The 18,371-nt window shown below is 71.5% G+C and carries 15 protein-coding genes and 1 pseudogene; 7 read left to right on the top strand and 9 right to left on the bottom strand.

The annotated features are described in order from the left end of the window. Positions 1-61: 61 nt before the first annotated feature. The gene (locus ACZ60B_RS08530; protein ID WP_469385263.1) at positions 62-850 is read left to right on the top strand and encodes a helix-turn-helix domain-containing protein; all 789 of its coding nucleotides are present in this window, start codon (positions 62-64) and stop codon (positions 848-850) included. A gap of 10 nt (positions 851-860) precedes the next feature. Here the strand turns inward: ACZ60B_RS08530 and pyk are convergent, their stop codons facing one another. Both pyk and ACZ60B_RS08520 read right to left on the bottom strand, forming a co-directional pair. After that, on the bottom strand, positions 861-2,297 hold the full coding sequence (pyk, locus tag ACZ60B_RS08525) for a pyruvate kinase (RefSeq protein ID WP_469385262.1): 1,437 nt from the start codon (positions 2,295-2,297) through the stop codon (positions 861-863). Between the two features lie 129 nt (positions 2,298-2,426). Next, positions 2,427-3,167, bottom strand: coding sequence for an SIMPL domain-containing protein (locus ACZ60B_RS08520; RefSeq protein WP_469385261.1), 741 nt, complete (start codon positions 3,165-3,167; stop codon positions 2,427-2,429). A 165-nt stretch (positions 3,168-3,332) separates the two neighbouring features. On the opposite strand from ACZ60B_RS08520, the gene ACZ60B_RS08515 reads away from it, so the two are divergent. Further along, positions 3,333-5,171: a bifunctional metallophosphatase/5'-nucleotidase gene (locus ACZ60B_RS08515; protein WP_469385260.1), complete on the top strand. Its 1,839-nt coding sequence runs from the start codon at positions 3,333-3,335 to the stop codon at positions 5,169-5,171. Positions 5,172-5,282: 111 nt separating this feature from the next. Here the strand turns inward: ACZ60B_RS08515 and ACZ60B_RS08510 are convergent, their stop codons facing one another. From ACZ60B_RS08510 to ACZ60B_RS08490, 5 genes and pseudogenes are all read right to left on the bottom strand, one after another. Then, positions 5,283-6,698 carry a lysine N(6)-hydroxylase/L-ornithine N(5)-oxygenase family protein gene (locus tag ACZ60B_RS08510; protein ID WP_469385259.1) on the bottom strand — a complete coding sequence of 472 codons (1,416 nt, stop codon included), beginning with the start codon at positions 6,696-6,698 and terminating at the stop codon, positions 5,283-5,285. Continuing rightward, positions 6,695-8,053 carry a pyridoxal phosphate-dependent decarboxylase family protein gene (locus ACZ60B_RS08505; protein ID WP_469385258.1) on the bottom strand — a complete coding sequence of 453 codons (1,359 nt, stop codon included), beginning with the start codon at positions 8,051-8,053 and terminating at the stop codon, positions 6,695-6,697. Before ACZ60B_RS08505 ends, ACZ60B_RS08510 begins: the two co-directional genes overlap by 4 nt. A gap of 222 nt (positions 8,054-8,275) precedes the next feature. Continuing rightward, positions 8,276-10,771 carry an aminopeptidase N gene (pepN, locus tag ACZ60B_RS08500; RefSeq protein WP_469385257.1) on the bottom strand — a complete coding sequence of 832 codons (2,496 nt, stop codon included), beginning with the start codon at positions 10,769-10,771 and terminating at the stop codon, positions 8,276-8,278. Positions 10,772-10,827: 56 nt separating this feature from the next. Further along, positions 10,828-11,373: a response regulator gene (locus ACZ60B_RS08495; protein WP_469385256.1), complete on the bottom strand. Its 546-nt coding sequence runs from the start codon at positions 11,371-11,373 to the stop codon at positions 10,828-10,830. A 219-nt stretch (positions 11,374-11,592) separates the two neighbouring features. Beyond that, positions 11,593-11,925: pseudogene (locus ACZ60B_RS08490) on the bottom strand (chorismate mutase); the annotation flags it as partial. Between the two features lie 144 nt (positions 11,926-12,069). On the opposite strand from ACZ60B_RS08490, the gene ACZ60B_RS08485 reads away from it, so the two are divergent. After that, on the top strand, positions 12,070-12,963 hold the full coding sequence (locus ACZ60B_RS08485) for a hypothetical protein (RefSeq protein WP_469385255.1): 894 nt from the start codon (positions 12,070-12,072) through the stop codon (positions 12,961-12,963). A gap of 124 nt (positions 12,964-13,087) precedes the next feature. Here the strand turns inward: ACZ60B_RS08485 and ACZ60B_RS08480 are convergent, their stop codons facing one another. After that, on the bottom strand, positions 13,088-13,996 hold the full coding sequence (locus ACZ60B_RS08480) for an SDR family oxidoreductase (RefSeq protein ID WP_469385254.1): 909 nt from the start codon (positions 13,994-13,996) through the stop codon (positions 13,088-13,090). Then, positions 13,993-14,748: an SDR family oxidoreductase gene (locus tag ACZ60B_RS08475; protein ID WP_469385326.1), complete on the bottom strand. Its 756-nt coding sequence runs from the start codon at positions 14,746-14,748 to the stop codon at positions 13,993-13,995. The genes ACZ60B_RS08480 and ACZ60B_RS08475 overlap by 4 nt, the downstream gene beginning before the upstream one ends. Positions 14,749-14,927: 179 nt before the next feature. On the opposite strand from ACZ60B_RS08475, the gene ACZ60B_RS08470 reads away from it, so the two are divergent. From ACZ60B_RS08470 to ACZ60B_RS08455, 4 genes are read left to right on the top strand one after another with little or no spacing between them, the layout of a single operon-like run. Then, on the top strand, positions 14,928-15,680 hold the full coding sequence (locus tag ACZ60B_RS08470) for an enoyl-CoA hydratase family protein (protein ID WP_469385253.1): 753 nt from the start codon (positions 14,928-14,930) through the stop codon (positions 15,678-15,680). Next, the gene (locus ACZ60B_RS08465; protein WP_469385252.1) at positions 15,673-16,554 is read left to right on the top strand and encodes a CoA transferase subunit A; all 882 of its coding nucleotides are present in this window, start codon (positions 15,673-15,675) and stop codon (positions 16,552-16,554) included. The genes ACZ60B_RS08470 and ACZ60B_RS08465 overlap by 8 nt, the downstream gene beginning before the upstream one ends. Beyond that, positions 16,551-17,318 carry a CoA-transferase subunit beta gene (locus ACZ60B_RS08460; protein ID WP_469385251.1) on the top strand — a complete coding sequence of 256 codons (768 nt, stop codon included), beginning with the start codon at positions 16,551-16,553 and terminating at the stop codon, positions 17,316-17,318. Before ACZ60B_RS08465 ends, ACZ60B_RS08460 begins: the two co-directional genes overlap by 4 nt. Continuing rightward, positions 17,318-18,367 carry an NAD(P)H-dependent flavin oxidoreductase gene (locus tag ACZ60B_RS08455; RefSeq protein ID WP_469385250.1) on the top strand — a complete coding sequence of 350 codons (1,050 nt, stop codon included), beginning with the start codon at positions 17,318-17,320 and terminating at the stop codon, positions 18,365-18,367. The genes ACZ60B_RS08460 and ACZ60B_RS08455 overlap by 1 nt, the downstream gene beginning before the upstream one ends. Positions 18,368-18,371 lie beyond the last annotated feature (4 nt).

Raw genomic sequence — 18,371 nt, 5'->3', positions numbered from 1 at the left:
GTTCTCGTGAACATCCGCTTTTTGCTGCACTGGACTGCAGGCGGTGACTCAGAGTATTCGCATGAACTTTCACGGCACTGAAGTCCGACAGAAGGCTCTCACTCTCCTGCGCAACGGCGTGAGCAACGCCACCGTGGCCCGAGGCCTCAATGTTCCGCTGGGAACGGTCGGCTACTGGAAGCACCTGGACCGAGCAAAACGCGGCGAGTGTCCCGGCAAGCACGACCCCAAGTGCCCGCTATGCGACGGTCGCGAGCTCGACAAGTCGGCATACAGTTACCTGCTGGGCCTCTATCTCGGTGACGGCCACATCAGCCACTACTCCGAGCACCGCGTGCCCAACCTCATGATCACCTGCGCCGACTCATGGCCCGGCTTGATGGACGAGTGCGCGCGGGCCATGCGCACGGTCTTCCCCGACAACTCTGTCTGCCGGGTACGCAGGACGGGCTGTCACAACGTGAAGGTCTACTCGAAGCACCTCCACTGCCTGTTCCCCCAGCACGGCCCAGGCAAGAAGCACGAACGGCTCATCGCCCTCGAAGCCTGGCAGCAGGCGATCGTCGACGTCCACCCTTGGGACTTCGTCCGCGGGCTCATCCACTCCGACGGGTGCCGCATCACCAACTGGACGACCCGCATGGTCGCCGGGGAACGCAAGCGCTACGAATACCCCCGCTACTTCTTCGCCAACGTCTCCGACGACATCCGGCAGCTCTACACCGACACCCTCGACAAACTGGGCATCGAGTGGACGCACTGCACCCGGGGCGGAAACCCGTTCAACATCTCCGTAGCCCGCAAAGCCTCCGTGGCCCTCATGGACCTGCACGTGGGTTCGAAGTACTGAGCCCCGCAACCTACTTGGGACTGTCGTCCTCGCCCACGTGGTGGACCCTCACCAGGTTCGTGGAGCCGGAGACGCCGGGCGGGGAGCCGGCCGTGATGACCACGACGTCGCCCTTCCGGCAGCGGCCGTAGCGCAGCAGGAGTTCGTCGACCTGGGCGACCATCGCGTCCGTGGAGTCGACGCGGGGGCCGAGGAACGTCTCCACGCCCCAGCTCAGGTTCAGTTGGGAGCGGGTGGCCGGTTCCGGGGTGAAGGCGAGGAGGGGGATCGGGGAGCGGTAGCGGGAGAGGCGGCGGGCGGTGTCGCCGGACTGGGTGAAGGCGACCAGGAACTTCGCGCCGAGGAAGTCGCCGATCTCGGCGGCCGCTCGGGCGACCGCGCCGCCCTGGGTGCGGGGTTTGTTGCTGTCGGTCAGCGGCGGGAGGCCCTTCGCGAGGATGTCCTCCTCGGCGGCTTCGACGATCTTCGCCATGGTGCGGACGGTCTCGATGGGGTATTTGCCGACGCTGGTCTCGCCGGAGAGCATCACGGCGTCCGTGCCGTCGATGACGGCGTTGGCGACGTCGCTGGCCTCCGCGCGGGTGGGGCGGGAGTTGTCGATCATGGAGTCGAGCATCTGGGTGGCGACGATGACCGGCTTGGCGTTGCGCTTGGCGAGTTTGACGGCTCGCTTCTGGACGATCGGGACCTGTTCCAGGGGCATTTCCACGCCGAGGTCGCCGCGGGCGACCATGATGCCGTCGAAGGCGGCGACGATGTCGTCGATGTTGTCGACGGCCTGGGGCTTCTCCACCTTGGCGATGACGGGGAGGCGGTGGCCTTCCTCGTCCATGATGCGGTGGACGTCCAGGATGTCCTTGCCGCTGCGGACGAAGGAGAGGGCGATGACGTCGAAGCCGTTGTGCAGGGCCCAGCGCAGGTCGGCCTCGTCCTTCTTGGAGAGGGCGGGGACGGAGACGGCGACGCCGGGGAGGTTGAGGCCCTTGTGGTCGGAGACGAGGCCGCCTTCGACGACGGTGGTGTGGACGCGGGGGCCGTCGACGGAGGTGACTTCGAGGCAGACCTTGCCGTCGTCGACGAGGATGCGTTCGCCGGTGGTGACGTCTTCGGCGAGGCCCTGGTAGGTGGTTCCGCAGCTGTTGCGGTCTCCTTGGGCGCCGTCCTCGACGGTGATGGTGAAGGTGTCGCCGCGTTCAAGGAGTACGGGGCCTTCGGTGAACCGGCCGAGGCGGATCTTCGGGCCTTGAAGGTCGGCGAGGAGGCCGACGCTGCGTCCGGTCTCGTCGGAGGCCCTGCGTACGCGCTGGTATCGCTCCTCGTGTTCGGCGTGTCCGCCGTGGCTGAGGTTGAAGCGGGCGACGTCCATTCCGGCTTGGACCAGGGCTTTGATCTGGTCGTACGAGTCGGTGGCGGGCCCGAGGGTGCAGACGATTTTGGCTCGGCGCATGGTTCGAGACTAGGGCTTACCGGTCGGTAGAGGTTTAGGAGCCGGATGTCTACTCAACAACGCTTGCGTGAAGGGCTCTTGACAACTGTTGAATGGGCGGCGGTGTGCTCCGATGAGCAGGTGATCGGGTCAGAGTCGGGGTGGTCGCATGGTGAAGCGGGCGTTGACGGAGGCGTGCAGGTGTTGGCGCTGGGGTTCGAGGTCGAGGGGTGCGGCTGCGGTTTCCTCGGTGGCGCCGGCGTAGGACATGGTGCGCATGCGGGCGGCTGGGGGTCGGGGGTGGGCGGGCTGGGTGTTCTCGGCGCCGATGTCGGCGAGTTCGAGGAGGGCGTCGAGTGTGCTGCCGAGGGCTTCGGCGTATTCGCGGGCGCGCTGGACGGCTTCGCGTACGGCTTTCTGGCGGACTTCGCGGTGGGCGGGTGAGTCGGGGCGCAGGGTCCACCGGGGGCCGTCGACGCTGGTGAGGTCGTGGTCGGCGAGGCGGGTGACGAGTTCGCCGAGTGCGGTGAAGTCGGTGAGTTCGGCGGTGGTGCGGACGGCTCCGTGGTAGGTGCGTACGCGTTCGCCGCGGCCGTGTCGGGTGAGTTCGGGGGTGATGGAGAAGGCGCCGGTCTCCAGGCGTTCGACGGCGTTGCCGTAGGTCTTGACGAGGTCGAGGACGGCTGTGTTGCGGCGGGTGAGGTCGTCGAGGGCGGTGCGTCGGTCCTTGCCGCGTGCGCCGACGGTGACGGTGATGGAGGCGATCTCGGGGTCGACTTCGAGGTGGGCTTCGCCGCGGACGGCGATGCGCGGTGCGTCGGGGGTGCCGTAGGGGACGGCGGGTTGTGGGTCCGGGGTGGTGGGGCCGACGGGGTCCGGGGGGTTGGCCATACGTCCAACTCTGTCACTGGTTGGCTGATTTCGTGGGCGGAAGTCATGGCTCAGGTCACCGGATCGCAACCTGTTGGACCTGTTGCGGTCCGGCGTGGAGGGGTCAGAATCTACGCGCGTCAGAATCTACGCGCGTTGTTGGCCGTTCTTGGAGGAGAACCAGACATGCCGTTGGACCGTCGGAAGTTTCTGAAGAAGTCCGCCGTGACCGGGGCGGGGGTGGCGATCGGGGGCGCGGCGGCGGCTCCGGCGGCGCAGGCCGCGGAGTCGGCCGCGGAGTCGGCGGCGGCGAAGAAGCCGGCCGGGAAGCCGGTCAGGCAGCCGAAGCGGTACGCGTTGACCGTGATGGGCACGACCGATCTGCACGGTCACGTGTTCAACTGGGACTACTTCAAGGACGGGGAGTACTCCGACGCCAAGGGCAACACGATGGGCCTGGCGCGCATCTCGACCCTGGTGAACAGGATCCGTGCGGAGCGGGGCCGGTGCAACACGCTGCTGCTGGACGCGGGTGACACGATCCAGGGCACGCCGTTGACGTACTACTACGCGAAGGTCGACCCGATCACCGCCAAGGGTGGTCCGGTGCACCCGATGGCGCAGGCGATGAACGCGATCGGGTACGACGCGGCGGCGCTGGGCAACCACGAGTTCAACTACGGGATCGAGACGCTGCGGAAGTTCGAGAGCCAGCTGCGTTTCCCGTTGCTGGGTGCGAACGCGGTGGACGCGAAGTCGCTGAAGCCGGCGTTCCCGCCGTACTTCATCAAGGAGTTCCACGTCCCGGGTGCTCCGCCGGTGAAGGTGGCGGTGCTGGGTCTGACGAACCCGGGTATCGCGATCTGGGACAAGGCTTATGTGCAGGGCAAGTTGGCGTTCCCGGGCCTGGAGGAGCAGGCGGCGAAGTGGGTGCCGAAGCTGAAGTCGATGGGTGCGGACGTGGTGGTCGTCTCGGCGCACTCGGGTGCTTCGGGTACGTCGTCGTACGGTGACCAGTTGCCGTACGTGGAGAACGCGGCCGCGAATGTGGCCAGGCAGGTGCCGGGTATCGACGCGATCCTGGTGGGGCACGCGCATCTGGAGGTCCCGGAGCTGAAGGTCGTCAACGAGGCGACGGGTCGTACGGTCGTGCTGTCGGAGCCGCTGTGCTACGCGGAGCGGCTGACCCTGTTCGACATCGAGCTGGTGTTCGCGAAGGGGAAGTGGGAGGTCGAGTCGGTGGCGGCGTCGCTGCTGAACTCGAACACGGTCGCGGACGACCCGAAGATCACGAAGCTGCTGGGTGACGAGCACGCGAAGGTCGTGGCGTACGTCAATCAGGTGGTCGGCACGGCGACCGAGACGTTGACGACGGTCGACGCCCGGTACAAGGACGCGCCGATCATCGATCTGATCACCAAGGTCCAGGAGGACGTGGTGAAGGCGGCGCTGGCGGGTACGTCGTACGCGTCGGTGCCGGTGATCGCGCAGGCTTCGCCGTTCTCGCGGACGTCGGAGATACCGGCCGGGGATGTGACGATCCGGGGTCTGTCGAGCCTGTACGTGTACGACAACACGCTGGTCGCGAAGTTGCTGACGGGTGCGCAGGTGCGGGCGTACCTGGAGTACTCGGCGGAGTACTTCGTGCAGACGGCGGCGGGCGCCGTGGTCGACGTCGAGGCGCTGACGAACGCGGGCGGCCGGCCGGACTACAACTACGACTATGTGTCGGGTCTGGTGTACGACATCGACATCGCGCAGCCTGCGGGTTCGCGGATCAAGAACCTGACGTACAACGGTGCGGCGCTGGACGACGCGCAGCAGTTCGTGCTGGCGGTGAACAACTACCGTGCCAATGGTGGCGGTGCGTTCCCGTTCGTGGCGTCGGCGCCGGAGCTGTGGTCGGAGTCGACGGAGATCCGGACGCGGATCGCGGAGTGGGTGACGGCGAAGGGTGTGCTGGATCCGAAGGACTTCGCGTCGGTGGACTGGAAGCTGACCCGTGAGGGCACGCCGGTCTTCTGACGGCAGGGGTTTGCGGCGCCGGGGGTGTTCCGGGGTGGTCGTAGGTCGACGGCGGCGTTCTTCTCGGGCGCCGCCGTCGTCGTGTTTCGGGCCGGTTCGGCGGTGGTGGGGTCAGCGGTGTTCGGCGAGGTGGGTGAGGGTCTCGGACCGGCGGGCCTGGGGGATGCGGGGGTGTGGTTCGAGTCCGAAGGTGGTGAAGGCGGTGCGGGCCGGGAGGGGGTAGGTCTCTTTTCCGGTGAGGGAGTTGAGGATGGCGGCGCTGCGCCAGGCGGCGAGTCCGAGGTCGGGGGTGCCGACGCCGTGGGTGTGCAGTGCGGCGTTCTGGACGTAGGCGTGGCCGGTGACGGCCGGGTCGAGGACGAGGCGGAAGTTTTCGTCGACGCGGGGTCGTTCGCGGTTGTCGCGGCGCAGGTAGGGGTCGAGCCCGGCGAGGATCGGTTCCAGGGGGCGTTGCCGGTGGCCGGTGGCGAGGACGACGGCGTCGGTGGTGAGGCAGGTGCGGTTGCCCTGCTGGATGTGTTCCAGGTGGAGTTCGATCCGGGTGATGCCGATGCCGACGCGGCCTGCGGTGCGGACGCGGACGCCGGGGGTGAGGACGGCGTGGGGCCAGCCGCCGTGGAGGGTGCGGCGGTAGAGCTCGTCGTGGATGGCGGCGATGGTGGCGGTGTCGATGCCCTTGTGGAGCTGCCACTGGCTGGTGACGAGCCGGTCGCGGGTGGGTTCGTCGAGGCTGTGGAAGTAGCGGGTGTAGTCGGGGGTGAAGTGCTCCAGGCCGAGTTTGGAGTACTCCATGGGGGCGAACGCCTCGGTGCGGCCGATCCAGTGGATGCGGTCGTGGCCGGGTGCGCGGTGGCGTAGCTGGTCGAGGAAGATCTCGGCGCCGGACTGTCCTGAGCCGACGACGGTGATGTGGTCGGCGGCGAGGAGGCTCGCTCGGTGGGTGAGGTAGTCGGCGGCGTGGACGACGGGTACGCCGGGGGCGTCGGCGAGGGGTCTGAGGGGTTCGGGTACGTGGGGTTCGGTGCCGATGCCGAGGACGATGTTGTGGGCGTGGGTGCGGCCGGGGGCGGCGGCGGTGCCGTCGTCGCCGAGTCGGGTGTAGTCGACTTCGAAGAGGTCGCGGGCGGGGTTCCAGCGGACGCTGTCGACCTGGTGGCGGAAGTGCAGTCCGGGGAGGTGGTCGGCGGCCCAGCGGCAGTAGGCGTCGTATTCGGCGCGCTGGATGTGGAAGCGTTCGGCGAAGTAGAAGGGGAAGAGGCGTTCGCGGGTCTTGAGGTAGTTGAGGAAGGTCCAGGGGCTGGTGGGGTCGGCGAGGGTGACGAGGTCGGCGAGGAAGGGGACCTGGAGGGTGGCGCCGTCGATGAGGAGGCCGGGGTGCCAGTCGAAGGCGGGGCGTTGTTCGTAGAAGACGGCGTCGAGTTCGGGCAGGGGGTGGGCGAGGGCGGCGAGGGAGAGGTTGAGGGGGCCGATGCCGATGCCGACGAGGTCGCGGGGTGCTGCGGGCTCGTGGCGTGGGGGGTGGGTCATCTGGGGGTGGTTCCTTCCACGAGGTCGATGAGTGCGGTGAGGTCGTCGGGTCGGGTGTGGGGGTTGAGGAGGGTGGCTTTGAGCCAGAGGCGGCCGTCGAGGTGGGCGCGGCCGAGGACGGCGCGGCCCTGGTGGAGCAGTTGTCGGCGGATGTCGGCGACGGTGGCGTCGGTGGCGTCGGTGGGGCGGAAGAGGACGGTGCTGATGGTGGGCCGGTCGTAGAGCTCGAAGCGGGGGTGGGCGTCGAGGAGTTCGGCGAGGTGGGCGGCGTGGGCGCAGACCTGGTCGACGAGGGCTCCGAGGCCGGTTCGGCCGAGGGTCTTGAGGGTGACGGCGATCTTGAGGATGTCGGGTCGGCGGGTGGTGCGGGGGGAGCGTCCGAGCAGGTCGGGGAGGCCTGCTTCGGTGTCGTCGTCGGCGTTGAGGTAGTCGGCGTGCTGGTGCAGTGCGGTGAGGTCGTGGGGGTCGCGTACGGCGAGGAGGCCGGCGGCGACGGGTTGCCAGCCGAGTTTGTGCAGGTCGAGGGTGACGGTGTGGGCGGCGTCGAGGCCGGTGAGGGCGGTGCGGTGGCGGTCGCTGAAGAGGAGGCCGCCGCCGTAGGCGGCGTCGATGTGGAGCCGGGCGTCGTGGGCGGCGCACCGGGCGGCGATCTCGGGCAGCGGGTCGATGAGGCCGGCGTCGGTGGTTCCGGCGGTGGCGGCGACGAGGAGGGGGCCGTGGAGTTCGGTGAGGGCCTCGTCGAGGGCTGCGGGGTCGAGGGTGCCTGCGGGGGCGGGGACGACGACGGGGTCGGGCAGTCCGAGCAGCCAGGCGGCGCGTGCCAGGGAGTGGTGGGCGCCTGCGGCGTGGACGAGTCGCAGGCCGGCGCCGTGGGTCTCCCGGGCGAGGAGCAGGGCGAGTTGGTTGGCCTCGGTGCCGCCGGTGGTGACGAGGGCGTCGGTGAGTCCGGCGAGGCGGGCGAGTGCGCGGGTGACCCGGGCTTCGAGTTCGGAGGCGGCGGGTGCCTGGTCCCAGGAGTCGAGGGAGGGGTTGAGGACGCTGACGGCGAGGTCGGCGGCGGTGGCGACGGCGAGCGGCGGGCAGTGCAGGTGGGCGGCGCACAGGGGGTCGGCGGGGTCGGCGGCGCCCTCGGCGAGGGCGTGTACGAGGGTGCGCAGGGCGTCGGGGTCGCCGTGGTCGGGCAGGACGTCTGCGAGGGCGTCCGTGAGGCGGGCGGCGACCGCTGGTGGTCCGCCGGCTGGCAGGGGGCCGCCGCGGGCCCGTCCGCCGTCGCGCAGGGCGTCCAGGACGGTGTCGAGCAGCGGACGCAGGGCTTGGTGTCCTTCGGGGCCTGAGGCGAGCGGCGGCGTGCTCATGGTGCTCCTCCGGGGCGCGGGGCAGGGGGGCATCGGCTTGTGCGCGGATGCTGCGGTGCGTCCGAAGAGCCCAACGATCGGAACCCGTCCGGGGGTACTCCCGGTGGGGAAATCGTGTCGGGGCGGGACGGGGCCGGGCGGGCCCCGCCGTGTGTGCGGTGGGGCCCGCCCGGGTGATGTGGCGGTGGTGCGCCGGTGGTGTACCGGGGTGCGTCGGTGGTGTTACGCCTGCCTGACCCGCAGGGCCCGGGCGAGGTCGTCGAGCTGGTCGACGAGTTTGCGGCGCAGGGCCGGGGTGGGGTCGGCGTAGCGCAGGCACTCCTCGCCCAGGCGGAGGGTGTCGGCGTCGACGGCGACGGCGGGGAACGCCCAGCGGCCCGCGGCCTCGGCGATGGCGGGGCCGCGGCGGGCGGCGACGGCGACGGCGTCCTCGTAGTAGCGCGGGATGTACTCCCGTACGAGGTCGGCCTGTTCGGGTTGCCAGAAGCCCTGGGCGGTCGCGGTGAACAGGTAGTTCGACAGGTCGGTGGTGTCGTCGGTGGCGAACATCGCGTCCCAGGCGGCGCGTTTGGCGCGGGGGTCGGGCAGGGCGGCGCGGCAGCGGGCGGCGCCTTCCTGTCCGGTGGCGCTGGGGTCCTGGAGGAGTTCGGCGTCGATGGCGGTGTCGTCGATCGCGCCGAGGACGGCGAGCCGGGCGAGGATGCGCCAGCGCAGTTCGGGGTCGAGTTCGGGGCCGCCGGGGACGGTTCCGTCGGCGAGCCAGGCGCTGATGGTGTCCGGGTGGGCGGCGGCGTCGATGAAGTGGCGTACGGCGACCAGGCGCAGGCCGGGGCTGTCGCCGTCCTCGGTGCGGCGGATGAGGTCGCGGCAGAGGCTTCTGAGGGCGGCGAGGGCGGCGGGGCGGTCCTCGGGGGTGAGGTAGCGGTCGGCGATCTGGCCGGCGGCGAAGGCGAGGACGCCTTGGACGATGGCGAGGTCGTTCTCGCGCGGGAGGTGGGTGTGCGCGGTGTCGAGGTAGGCGGAGGGCGGGAGTTCGCCGTCGCGTACGCAGTCGCGCAGGGCGTTCCAGACGACCGCGCGGGTGAGCGGGTCGGGCAGGCCGGACAGGCCGGCGCGGACGGTCTCGAACGACTCGGGGTCGAAGCGGATCTTGGCGTAGGTGAGGTCGCCGTCGTTGAGGAGCAGCAGTGCGGGGCGTTTGCCGATGGGCTGGGGGGTGGTCTGCGGGATGTCGAGGTCGAGGCGTCCGCGCAGGGTGAGGCAGCCCTGGTCGTCGCCGTGGTCGTGGTCGTAGAGGCCGACGGAGATGCGGTGGGGGCGGCTGCCGGTGTGCCGGACGGTCAGGGTGCGGGTGCCGTCGGTGTCGGCGGTGACGGCCGGGGTGAGGGTGTCGACTCCGGTGGTGCGCAGCCAGGCGTCGGCCCAGGCGTGGACGTCGCGGTCGGTGGTGGCGGCGAGGGAGTCGATGAAGTCGGCGAGGGTGGCGTTGGCGAAGCGGTGGCGGGCGAAGTGGGTGTTGATGCCGGCCAGGAAGTCCTTCTCGCCGAGCCAGGCGACGAGTTGGCGCAGTGCGGAGGCGCCCTTGGCGTAGGAGATGCCGTCGAAGTTGAGGAGTGCGGAGGCGGTGTCCTCGACGGCTTCGGGGGCGACGGGGTGGGTGGAGGGGCGCTGGTCGGCTTCGTAGCCCCAGGCCTTGCGGGCGACGCCGAACTCGGTCCAGGTGCCGGTGAAGCGGGTGGCTTCGGTGAGGGTCTGGTAGCCCATGTACTCGGCGAAGGACTCGTTCAGCCAGATGTCGTCCCACCAGCGGAGGGTGACGAGGTCGCCGAACCACATGTGGGCCATCTCGTGGGCGATGACCATGGCGCGGGTCTGCCGCTCGGTGTCGGTGACGGCGGAGCGGTAGACGAAGTCGTCGCGGAAGGTGACCAGGCCGGGGTTCTCCATGGCGCCGGCGTTGAACTCGGGGACGAACGCCTGGTCGTAGGAGTCGAAGGGGTAGGGCTCCTCGAACTTCTCGTGGTAGCGGTCGTAGCACTGCTTGGTGATGTCGAGGAGTTCCTCGGCGTCGGCGTCGAGGTGGGGGGCGAGGGAGCGGCGGCAGTGGATGCCGAAGGGCAGGCCGCGGTGCTCGGTGCGTACGGAGTGCCAGGGGCCGGCGGCGACGGCGACGAGGTAGGTGGAGATGAGGGGGGTGGGGGCGGCCCGCCAGCGGCCTTCGCCGAGGTGGTCGGTGACGCCGTTGGCGAGGACGCTCCAGCCTTCGGGGGCCTGGACGGTCAGCTCGAAGACGGCCTTGAGGTCGGGTTGGTCGAAGGCGGCGAAGACGCGCTGCACGTCGTCCATGAACAGCTGGGTGTAGAGGTAGGTCTCGCCGTCGGTGGGGTCGGTGAAGCGGTGCATGCCCTCGCCGGTGCGGGAGTAGCGCATGGTGGCGTCGACGCGCAGTTCGTGCTCGCCCGCGGCGAGGTTGTCCAGGGGCAGGCGGTTGCCCTGGAGGCCGGCGGGGTCGAGGGGCTGTCCGTCGAGGGTGGCGGAGCGCAGTTCGGCGGGCTTGAGCTCGAGGAAGGTGTCCGCGTCCGAGCGGGCGGTGAACCTGATGACGGTCACGGACCCGAAGGTGTCGTCGCCGGTGGTCAGATCGAGTTCGATCGTGTAGCGGTGGACGTCGAGGAGCCGGGCACGGGTCTGCGCTTCGTCGCGCGTCAGTACGGACATGAACGACATGCTGCCTGATGGCGACCGGATGGCACAGTGGCGGTTCGGTACGCCCCTTATGTCCCTTCGCGCGCCGGAGCCGCCCGAGGTGTGTCGCGTTGGGGTGGAACGCGGGCGTCCAGGTGGGTCGGTCCGGTCCGGGGAAGGCGGTCCTGGGGGTCGGTTCGGTCCTTGAGGAGAGTGCGCAGGTCGCGGATCTCCCGCTCCAGGGCCAGCTCGCGCCGGCGGGCTTCGTAGAGGTGGCGGATCTTGGTGCGCAGGGTCCAGGGGTCGACGGGTTTGGCGACCAGGTCGGCGACGCCGAGCGCGAAGGCGGCGGCGGTCAGTTCGGGGTCGGGGCCGAAGCCGGTGAGCAGGACGACGGGAATGTGCTGGCTCTGTTCGACGCGTCGCATGTAGCGCACGACGTCGAGGCCCTCGACGCCGGACATGCGCACGTCGAGCAGGAGCAGTGCGACGCGGCCGCGCAGGATCTCTTTGAGTGCCGCGTCGCCGCTGGTGGCGCGGCTGATCCGGTGGCCGAGCGGGGCGAGGGTGTTCTCCAGGGCGTAGAGGGTGTCCTCGTGGTCGTCGACGATGAGGATCGCGTCATCCGACGGCATGGCCCGACGTCCCTCCCGCGGTGGGACCACCAGCTGGCGTCCGGGGTGCTGACGCGCTGTGCCCGCCGGTTGACGAGCGGTGCACAGCGCAGCATGCCTCGGACGGGTGCCCGTGTCACCTCCCGGCGGGGCGGACCGGCGTCAATCGGCCGTCGTGGCCGTGCCGTTCGTGGGGGTGCCGTTGACGGTGGTGCTGTTGGCGGTGGTGCTGTTGGCGGTGGTGCCGTTGGCGGTGGCGTCCGCGATGCGCTCGTGGTGGCGGATGACCTCGGCGACGATGAAGTTGAGGAACTTCTCGGCGAAGGCGGGGTCGAGTTTGGCGTTCTCGGCGAGGGTGCGCAGCCGGGCGATCTGCCGGGCCTCGCGGTCCGGGTCGGCGGGGGGCAGCTGGTGCGCGGCCTTGAGGTGGCCCACCTGCTGGGTGCACTTGAAGCGTTCGGCGAGCATGTGGACGACGGCGGCGTCGATGTTGTCGATGCTGTTGCGCAGCCGGTCGAGTTCCTCGCGGACGACGGGGTCGATGCCGCCGTCACCGGTGGGGCTGGTGGTCATGGGCGTCCACCCTACGCGGCGCGGCCGACGGGCGTCCGACGGCCTCTCCGGTACAGGACGGCCTCCTCCGGTACCAGCGGTGAGGGAATTCCGCGCGCGGGCTCGTAGAGTGGGAGCGGGACCAGACGTCTTGGGGGTGCGGGCGTGGCGAACGGCGGACCGGTCGAGCACGGCTACCCACATCTGGAGACGGTGCGGGCCGCGGTCACCGCGCTGTACCGGCGGCTGTCGTACGACACGATCCAGACGTTCGCGACGAGTGTGGCGCCGGTCGACGTGGCGTTCTGCGACACCGACGATCTTCATCTGGGCACCCAGCGCGTGGCGCGTGAGCTGGTGCGGCACTACCGGCTGCCGGACGCCCGGATGATCGTCGGCTTCCGGGAGATGGAGCACGCGGCGCACATCGAGCTCGCCGCGGGTCCGGAGTACTTCGTGGAGCTGAACGACCGGTTCCGTACCCATCGCAGGGACATCGGCGCGGCGCTGGCCCACGAGATCATGCACGTGTATCTGCACCGGCTGGACCTGTCCTTCCCCGGCACGCGGGACAACGAGATCCTCACGGACACGGCGACGACGTACCTGGGCGCGGGCTGGCTGCTGCTGGACGCGTTCCGGGAGGACGCGGTGACCTCGCAGAAGCTGGGTTATCTCACGCCGGAGGAGTTCGGGTACGTGCTGGCGAAGCGCGCGCTGCTCTTCGGCGAGGACCCGTCGACGTGGTTCACCAGCGCGCAGGCGTACGAGGCGTACGCGCGGGGTCTGGCGCAGGCGCGCCGGGACGGGCAGCAGCCGCCGCTGACGGCGGCGGGCTGGGCGGGCCGGCGGCGTTACGCCCGGGACCGCCGGCACGCGCAGGAGCGGGTGCCGGCCGCCGGGTCCGGCACCGCGTACGCGTTCACGCCGGACGGCCGGGGTCCGCTTCGGGTGTCGTTCCCGTGCCCGACCTGTCATCAGCGGATCCGGGTGCCGGTGCGGGGGCGGGTGCGGGCGCGGTGCGCGTTGTGCCGGACGGTGCTGGAGTGCGACACGTAGGGCTCGCGGCGTGCCCGACCGGGCGGCGGGCGCCACGGCACGCGGGGGGCGCGGCGCACCCGGCCCGGGCGGCGGGTGCCGCGGCACCTGCGGGGCACGGCGTACCCGGCCCGGGTGGTGGCTGTCACCGGCTGCCGTACACCGCGCCCGGCGGCTGGGCCTCCTTCATCAGCCGTCGTACGGCTTCCCCCGCCTCCTCCGGCCGCCGGCGCTGCTCCCCGGCCGCCGTGGGGCCGGCCCGCCATCCCTCCATGAGGGTGATCCGGCCCCCTTCGGCCTCGAAGACCCGGCCGGTGACGCCGGTGCTGGCGGCCGAGCCCAGCCACACGACCAGGGGTGAGACGTTCTCGGGGGCCATCGCGTCGAAGCCCGTTTCCGGTGCCGCCATGGCCTGCGCGAACGTGTCCTGGGTCATCCTGGTGCGGGCCGCGGGCGCGATCGCGTTGACCTGGACGCCGTAGCGGCTCAGTTCGGCCGCCGCGACCAGCGTCAGGGCGACGACGGCGGCCTTCGCCGCGCTGTAGTTGCCCTGTCCGACCGATCCCAGCAGCCCGGCCCCGCTGCCGGTGTTGACGATCCGGGCCTCGGGGGTGCGCCCGGCCCGGGTCTCCTGGCGCCAGTGGGCGGCCGCGTGCCGCAGGGGCAGGAAGTGTCCCTTGAGATGGACGCGGACGACCGCGTCCCAGTCGTCCTCGTCCAGGTTGACCAGCATCCGGTCCCGCAGGAACCCGGCGTTGTTGACGAGGGTGTCGAGCCTGCCGTACGTCTCCAGCGCGACCCGGACCAGTGACGCGGCGCCCTCGGTGGTGGCGATGTCGCCGGCGTGCGCGACGGCGTGTCCGCCGGCCGCCCGGATCTCGTCCACGACGCCGGCCGCGGGGCTGCCGGAGCCCGGTGTGCCGTCCAGGCCGACCCCCAGGTCGTTGACGACGACGCGGGCCCCTTCGGCGGCGAACGCGAGCGCGTGCGCCCGCCCGAGGCCTCGCCCGGCGCCGGTGACGACGACGACCCGTCCCGCGCAGATTCCGCTCATCCCTCTCCCTTTCCTCGGCTGTCCCGGTCGGCTGTGGCGGCGTCCAGGAAGGCGGGCCGCTCCCCGCCCCCGTGCACGAGCAGGCTCGCCCCGCTGATGTACGCGGCGGCGTCGGAGGCGAGGAAGACGGCGGCCGCGCCGATGTCGTCGGGCACCGCCAGCCGTCCGAGCGGGACGGTGCGCGCGACCGCCTCGACGCCGTCCTCCCCGCCGTAGTGGAGGTGGGACAGCTCGGTGCGGACCATGCCGACGACGAGGGTGTTGACGCGCACGTGCGGCGCCCATTCCACCGCCATGGACCGGGCGAGGTGTTCCAGTCCCGCCTTGGCCGCCCCGTAGGCCGCGGTGCCCGGCGAGGGGCGGCTGCCGCTGACGCTGCCGACCATCACGACGGCGCCCCGGGCCCGTCTGAGGTGCTCGTGCGCGGCGAGCGACGCGGTCAGCGGGGCGAGGAGGTTCAGTTCGACGACCCGCGCGTGGCGCTCGGCGTCCGCGTCGGCCAGCAGCCGGTACGGTGCCCCGCCCGCGTTGTTGACGAGGACGTCGAGCCGGGGCAGCGCGTCGAAGAAGGCCCGTACGGCGGGCGGGTCGCGCAGGTCCAGCGGGACGAACTCCACGCCCGCCGCGGGCGCTTCGGGCGGTGGTCTGCGGGCGCAGGCCACCACCCGGGCCCCGGCCGCCGCGAACGCCCGGGCGATGCCCGCTCCCACGCCCCGGGTGCCGCCGGTCACCACGACCGTGCGGCCGCTCAGGTGCGGAGAGGGCGCGGGGTGGGAGGGGTGCGCGGGGTGCGGAGAGGGCGAGGGGGGTGCAGGGTGCGAGTTGTCCACAGGGCCTCCCGCCGCGATCCGTCGGCTGCTAGCTTCGAAGCCTCGCACCTAACAAATGTTTGGTGGAATAGCGGCTGGGTGGAAAGGTAGCTGATGCGCCGATGGGTGTCTCCACCTCGTCTCCGGAAAAGGGGATTTCCGTGGTCACGGTCGACTTCCCGCCGGTGAACGCCATACCGGTGGCCGGCTGGTTCGCGCTGGCCGACGCGGTGCGCGCGGCCGGTCACGACCCTGAGGTCCGGTGTGTGGTGCTGGGCGCGCGCGGGCGCGGCTTCAACGCGGGCGTGGACATCAAGGAGATACAGGCGCAGGGGCGCCCCGCGCTCGTCGGCGCCAACCGCGGCTGTTTCGAGGCCTTCGCCGCGGTGTACGAGTGCGAGGTCCCGGTGGTGGCGGCGGTGCAGGGCTTCTGTCTGGGCGGCGGCGTAGGCCTGGCGGGGAACGCGGACGTGATCGTGGCCGGTGACGACGCCGTCTTCGGGCTGCCCGAACTCGACCGGGGGGCACTCGGCGCGGCCACGCACCTGTCCCGGCTGGTCCCCCCGCATCTGATGCGCGCGCTGTACTACACCTCGCGCACGGCGACCGCGGCCGAGCTGCACGCCCACGGCTCGGTGTGGCGGGTGGTGCCGAGACAGGGGCTGGACGCCGCGGCCCTGGAGCTGGCCCGGGAGATCGCCGCCAAGGACGGTGAGCTGCTGCGGCTGGCCAAGGCCGCCATCAACGGCATCGATCCGGTCGACGTGCGCCGCAGTTACCGCTTCGAGCAGGGTTTCACCTTCGAGGCGGACGTCAGCGGGGTGGCCGACCGGATCCGGGACACCTTCGGGAGGGAGGGGACGTCGGGTGGGTGACAAGACGATGACCGCCGACGAGGCGGTCTCGGGGCTGGCGAGCGGCATGACCGTCGGCATCGGCGGCTGGGGCTCCCGGCGCAAGCCGATGGCGCTGGTCAGAGCGGTGCTCCGGGCCGGCATCGGAGATCTCACGGTGGTCTCGTACGGCGGCCCGGACGTCGGGATGCTGGCCGCAGCCGGGCGGATCCGGAAGCTGGTCGCCGCGTTCACCACCCTGGACTCGATCCCGCTGGAACCGCACTACCGCGCGGCCCGCGAGCGGGGGGCCTTCGAGCTGGTGGAGGTCGACGAGGCGATGTTCATGTGGGGGCTGCGCGCGGCCGCGAACCGGCTGCCGTTCCTGCCGGTCAGGGCGGGGATCGGCTCGGACGTGATGCGGGTCAACCCGGGCCTGCGGACCGTGGTCTCCCCCTACGAGGACGGGGAGACGTTCGTGGCGATGCCCGCCCTGCGGCTGGACGCGGCGCTGGTCCACGTCAACCGCGCGGACCGGCGGGGCAACGGCACCTGCCTGGGCCCGGACCCGTACTTCGACGACCTGTTCTGCGCGGCGGCGGACCGGGCCTATGTCTCGTGCGAGCGGATCGTGGACACCGCGGAGCTGACGAAGGGTGCCGACGCCGGTCCGCAGTCGCTGCTGGTCAAGCGGCACACGGTGACGGGCGTGGTCGAGGCCCCGAACGGCGCGCACTTCACGTCCTGCGCTCCCGACCACGGCCGGGACGAGGCCTTTCAGCGGCTGTACGCGGGCACGCCCTGGCCGGAGTTCGCGGACCGGTTCCTGGGCGGGGACGAGCACGCCTACCGGTCCGCCGTACGGGCCTGGCGGAAGGAACAGGAGCCGGGGCAGGGCGAGGAGGGGAAGCCGTGAGCGCCCAGGACGGTCCGGGCGTCGCGCCCACCCGTGCCGAGTACTGCGTGATCGCCTGCGCCGAGGTCTGGCGGGACGCGGGCGAGGTGCTGGCGAGCCCGATGGGCGGGGCGATCCCGTCCGTGGGCGCACGGCTCGCCCGGCTCACCTTCGCGCCGGAGCTGCTGCTGACCGACGGCGAGGCGCTCCTCGTGGACGCCGACGGCACGGTCGAGGGCCGGCTGCCCTACCGTCAGCATCTGGAGCTGGTCAGCGGCGGGCGACGGCACGTGATGATGGGCGCGAGCCAGATAGACCGGTTCGGCAACCAGAACATCTCCTGCATCGGCGACTGGGCCGCACCCCGGCGGCAGCTTCTCGGGGTCCGGGGCGCTCCGGTCAACACGTTGAACAATCCGACGAGTTACTGGATCCCCAGGCACTCCCGGCGGGTCTTCGTGGAGCGGGTCGACATGGTGTGCGGGGTGGGGTACGACCGGGCGGCCCGGCACCCCGGCACGGCGCGCTTCCACCGGATCCCGCGGGTCGTCTCCGATCTCGGTGTCTTCGACTTCGCCACGCCCGACCACGCCATGCGGCTGGCGTCGCTGCACCCGGGGGTGAGTGTCGAGCAGGTGCGGGAGGCGACCGGGTTCGCGCTCGTGGTCCCGGAGGAGGTGCCCTGGACACGTGAGCCCACCGCCGGGGAACTGCGGCTGATCCGGGAGGTGATCGACCCGGCGGACGCCCGCTCCCGGGAGGTCCCGGACCGGGCGGGGGTCTGATGGAGACGGCGTTCACCCGGCTGGTCGGGGTCCGGCACCCGGTCATGCAGACGGGGATGGGGTGGGTGGCGGGTCCGCGGCTGGTGTCGGCGGCGGCGAACGCGGGCGCGCTGGGCGTCCTGGCCTCGGCGACGATGACCCTCGACCAGTTGCGGGCGGCGATACGGGAGGTCGCCTCGCGTACGGACGCGCCGTTCGGGGTGAACCTGCGCGCGGACGCGGCCGACGCGGGCGACCGGGTGCGGATCATCGTCGAGGAGGGTGTGCGGGTCGCGTCGTTCGCCCTGGCCCCGTCCCGTGAGCTGATCGCCGAACTGAAGGCGGCGGGCGTGGTGGTCATCCCCTCGGTGGGCGCGCGCCGGCATGCCGAGAAGGTGGCGGCGTGGGGCGCGGACGCGGTGGTGGTGCAGGGCGGGGAGGGCGGCGGGCACACCGGTGAGGTGGCGACGACGGTGCTGCTGCCGCAGGTCGTCGACGCGGTGGACCTGCCGGTGGTGGCGGCGGGCGGGTTCTTCGACGGGCGGGGGCTGGTCGCGGCGCTGGCGTACGGGGCGGCGGGCATCGCCATGGGCACCCGGTTCCTGCTGACCTCGGACTCGACGGTGCCGGACGCGGTGAAGGCGCGGTATCTGGCGGCGACGGTGCGGGACGTGACGGTGACGCGCGCGGTGGACGGGCTGCCGCACCGCATGCTGCGCACGGAGCTGGTCGGGTCGCTGGAGGACGCGGGCCGGGCGCGGGCGCTGTTGCAGGCGCTGCGCAGGGCGGCGGCGTTCCGGAGGCTGTCCGGGCTGACCTGGCGGCGGATGGTCCGCGACGGTCTCGTCCTCAGGCGCGGTCATGATCTGGCCTGGAGTCAGGTCCTGCTCGCGGCGAACACGCCGATGCTGCTGAGGGCCGCGATGGTGGACGGCAGGACCGATCTGGGGGTGATGGCGTCCGGGCAGGTCGCCGGGGTGATCGACGACCTGCCGTCGTGCGCGGAGCTGGTGGGGCGGATCATGAAGGAGGCCGAGGAGGTGCGGGAGCGGCTGACCGGCACCCGCTGACCGG

The sequence above is a fragment of the Streptomyces sp. NPDC104096 genome, from assembly GCF_055584385.1.
Note: the sequence above shows the minus strand (reverse complement) of the source record. Positions and strands in the feature narration are given on the sequence as shown.